This window comes from Streptomyces sp. UNOB3_S3, assembly GCF_020740895.1.
Taxonomy (GTDB): Bacteria; Actinomycetota; Actinomycetes; order Streptomycetales; family Streptomycetaceae; genus Streptomyces.
In genome coordinates, this window is record NZ_JAILXP010000541.1 from 1 (window position 1) to 3,508 (window position 3,508).

A 3,508-nucleotide genomic window follows, 5' to 3' on the forward strand; every position below is an offset into this window, starting at 1 on the left:
GGGTCATGCGGTCGTCCTCGCATCCGTGGTGGAGGGGGGCGACAGGCCGGGTGGGCCCTCCCCGCCGGGAGAGGGCCCACCCTGAGCGGTCACCCGCGAGCGTGGGTCACAGGCACAGCAGCACGCTGGCCGTGCTGATGCACGAGAGCAGGCTCACGGTGCTCTGCCCGCCGCCGCCGTGGCCACCGTCGTGGCTGTCGGACTCCATGCTCTGAAGGTCGAGAAGCGCCATGGTTCTGATTCCTTTCATGGGGACGGAAGTGGAACGGCTGGAACAGGTGGAACAGGTGGAACAGGTGGAACGGTTGGGTCACGACTCCACGACGTGGTGGAGCCGGCTCTGGGGCCCCTTCGGGGGCGGGAGGAAGGGCAGGGAGGCCGGGCCCTCGACCGATCCGAGCGCGAGCAGACAGCCCGCCGTACCCGTCGCGAGGTCCATCGACAGCCGCATCATCTGGCTGCCGGGGAAGGCCAGTTCGCCCCGGTAGGGGATGCCGTACCAGCCCAGGGCGGCCACTTGTGCCGCGAGGCCGTCCGGGGTGGCGCCCGGCGCGGTGGTGCGGCCGAGGTGCCAGATCATTCCGGCGCGGCCCTGGAAGAGGCCGGGGTGGGCGTAGAAGCGGGACCGGGCGGCGGTCAGGACGGCGGCGCGGGCGTCGGTGAGGTCCTCGTCCGGGTCGGGGACGTGGGCGAGGTAGTCGTCCAGGACGGCGCCGATGCCGACGCTGCCGTCGCCGAGGTAGGGCATGGTCCGCCAGCCCTCGTTCACGTCGAGGGCGCCGTTGGCCGTGCGCACGCAGTGCGCGAGGTCCACGCGCAGGGCCGTGCCGGCGAGGTCGAGGAGGGCGGGCGCGCCGGTGCGTTCGTACAGCCGGAGGAAGAGCAGGGCCGGGCCCGTGGCGCCGCGCATCAGCCCGGCGCGCTGCTTCCCGTCGTCGGCGGCGAGCCGGTCGGCGAGCAACTGGGCGGCCTCCACCGCGCGTTCGTGGAAGTGGCGGTCGCCGGTGGTGCGGGCCAGGTGGTCGAGGTGGAGGCCGATGCCGGCGAGTCCGCCGCGCAGGCCGGAGGTGAGCTTCTGCCACTTCTCGCCGAGGAGGGTGGCGGTGAGGTCGAGGGCACGCTCGGTGTGACCGAGGCGGTCGAGGACGTGGGCGACGCCGGCGAGTCCGTCGTAGAGGCCGAGCGGGGTGCCGGGCGGTGTCGCGCCGGGTTCGCTGTGCGCGAGCAGCCAGCGTTCGCCCTGCTCGTAGCGGTCGGCGCCGGTCTCGGCGAGGGCGTACAGGACGCCGGCGGCGCCGTGGGCGAGGCCGAGGCCGCCGCCCTCGGAGAACTGGGCGATGTCCCCGGGGAAGAGCCGGTCGTCGCGCTCGGGCGTGGCGGAGGCGAGGATCGCACGGACCATGGAGTCGCGGGCGGCGGGCCAGTCGTCCGTCGGCGGGAGGACGGCGGGCGCGGCGGGTACGGGCCCGGCGGACACGGGCCCGGCGAAGGCGGGGCCGGTCTCGTCGCCCGTCTGCTTCGTGATCTCGGCGACGGCCTCGTCGAGGAACTCCCGCGGTACGGCGGGGAAGTGCTCGGCGATGATGTCGGCGAGGTGCGCGGCCTTCGCCCGGTCGATGACGAAGAGCGTGGTGACGGGCAGGAACAGCGCGATCCGCAGGCAGGCGAGGGCGTAGCGGTCGACGTCGGTGCCGGTGCGGTCCGGCGGGGCGAAGAAGCCGGGGTGGGCGACGATCTGCCGGCCGCCCTCGGCGGCGGGCGCGGCGGCCTCGAAGTCGATCAGGGTGACGGTCTCCTCGCCCGACTCCTCACCCGACTCCTCGTCGGGCCCGACCATGATGTTGAACATGTGGAGGTCGTTGAAGACCACGCCCCGGGCGTGGACGGCCTCGACGGCCCGTTCCACGGCCCGGTGGATCCGCAGCGCCCAGTCGGTGTAGCCGGCGACGGCCGCCGGGTCGGGGTCGGCGGCGAGCAGCGGGTGGCGTTCGCCGAAGAAGGAGTTGAGGGGGCGGCCCTCGACGAAGTCCATGACGAGGAAGCGGTGTTCGCCGATGGTGAGCCAGTCGCGGACGCCGGGGGCGACGCCGAGGCCGGCGAGCCGGTCGAGGGCGTCCTTCTCGCGTTCCAGCCGGGTGATGGCATCGGCGCCGTCGGCGGCGAGCCCGGCGTGCGGGCGGGCCTCCTTGAGGACGACCTGCGAGCCGTCGCGGGTGTCGGTGCCCCGGTAGACGCCGCCGCCGTTGGAGAAGTGCAGGGCCTTCTCGATGCGGTAGGGCAGGTCGGCGACGGTGGTCGCGTTGCGGGCGGCCAGGTGGGGCGCCAGGAACGCGGGGAGGGTCACCCACGGGGGCACCTGGAAGGCGGGGTCGCGCGGGTCGGGGACGAGGGTGCCGTCCGCGTCCTCGATCGCGGGGACGAGGCTGCCGCGCGCGTCGACGCAGTAGCGGCGGGCGAAGGCGCCGTAGCGCACGTACAGCGGCCCGGCGTGCCAGCGCAGGTCGGTGAGGATGTACGGGCCGGGGCGTCCGCCGAGGATCTCCTCCAGGCCGGTGAGGACGGTGTGGAGGCTCTCCTCGTCGGCGGGGTAGATCGTGACGAACTTTCCGCTGGCGTCCCGGGGCGCGTACTTGTTGTTGCGGAGGTGGAGCAGGTGGGGCGCGGGGACGAACTTGAACGGGATGCCCCGGGGGACGCAGTAGTCCCAGACGTCGGCGGCGGTCTTGTCGGCGCCGTCCGCCGTGGCCGACACATGGATCTTCCAGCCCTGCGCGGGCTGCCCGGGGAGCGGCCCGCCGTCCGCGCCGAGGGGCGCGAGGTGGAGCCAGTCGCCGTTGCGGCCGCTCGTCCAGCCCTCGGGCACGGGACGCCGGGCGGTTTCGAACAGAGCGTCCTCGGCCCGGTCCCCGGCCGGGCGGGACAGCCGGTCCGGGATCTCGTAGAAGTGCCTGTCGGCCAGGCAGTAGACCTCGTACCGCTTCTCCATCGGCCCCCCTCAGCTGCGACGGGAAGAGATTTCCACGCCGTGGGGGGCCGGGACAGTCGCATCTGTCACGAACATGCCGTGCGGAACGCACGCGTAAACATATGTACGGACCAGGGCGAACGCAGGTCAGCCCTGTTGGCGGGGCCCACTCCGGCGCCGCGCGCTCCCGGGGCGCGCTCCGCGCGCCGGAGGCGCGGGCTCACTCACCGGGCTCCTCGGGTGGGAACACCGCCTCCCCCGTACCGAGCACCCGGATGGCCACGGCCTCCACGGGACAGCACTCGGCCGCGGCGAGGAGCTCCCCGTCGGGGGCCGTCTCCTCCGCGACCGGGTGCGAGCGCCGGGTCGTCGTGTCCAGCCGGAACACGGCGGGCGCGACGCCCGCGCACTGGCCCGAGCCGACGCACCGCGTCCGGTCGACGGTCACCCTCCAGCGGGGATCACCCACCGCCCGTCCCCTTCGGCAGGTGGATCGTCTTCTGCTCCAGGTACTCGGCGTAGCCCTCGGGCCCGCCCTCCCTC

Annotated in this window: 3 protein-coding genes; all 3 read right to left on the reverse strand. The window is 74.0% G+C overall.

All coding sequences use genetic code 11. The features are described from left to right. Window positions 1-106: 106 nt before the first annotated feature. Window positions 107-232, reverse strand: coding sequence for a SapB/AmfS family lanthipeptide (locus K6I33_RS33265; protein WP_229358432.1), 126 nt, complete (start codon window positions 230-232; stop codon window positions 107-109). A gap of 78 nt (window positions 233-310) precedes the next feature. Beyond that, complete coding sequence (gene lanKC / locus K6I33_RS33270; RefSeq protein WP_229358434.1) at window positions 311-2,986, reverse strand: class III lanthionine synthetase LanKC; 2,676 nt, start codon at window positions 2,984-2,986, stop codon at window positions 311-313. 199 nt (window positions 2,987-3,185) lie between these two features. Next, window positions 3,186-3,434, reverse strand: coding sequence for a ferredoxin (locus K6I33_RS33275; protein WP_229358436.1), 249 nt, complete (start codon window positions 3,432-3,434; stop codon window positions 3,186-3,188). Window positions 3,435-3,508 lie beyond the last annotated feature (74 nt).

Bases quoted from the DNA above. Each gene is read 5' to 3' on its own strand.
- K6I33_RS33265 (WP_229358432.1), bottom strand. From the start codon at position 232: ATGGCGCTTCTCGACCTTCAGAGCATGGAGTCCGACAGCCACGACGGT.
- lanKC (WP_229358434.1), bottom strand. From the start codon at position 2,986: ATGGAGAAGCGGTACGAGGTCTACTGCCTGGCCGACAGGCACTTCTAC.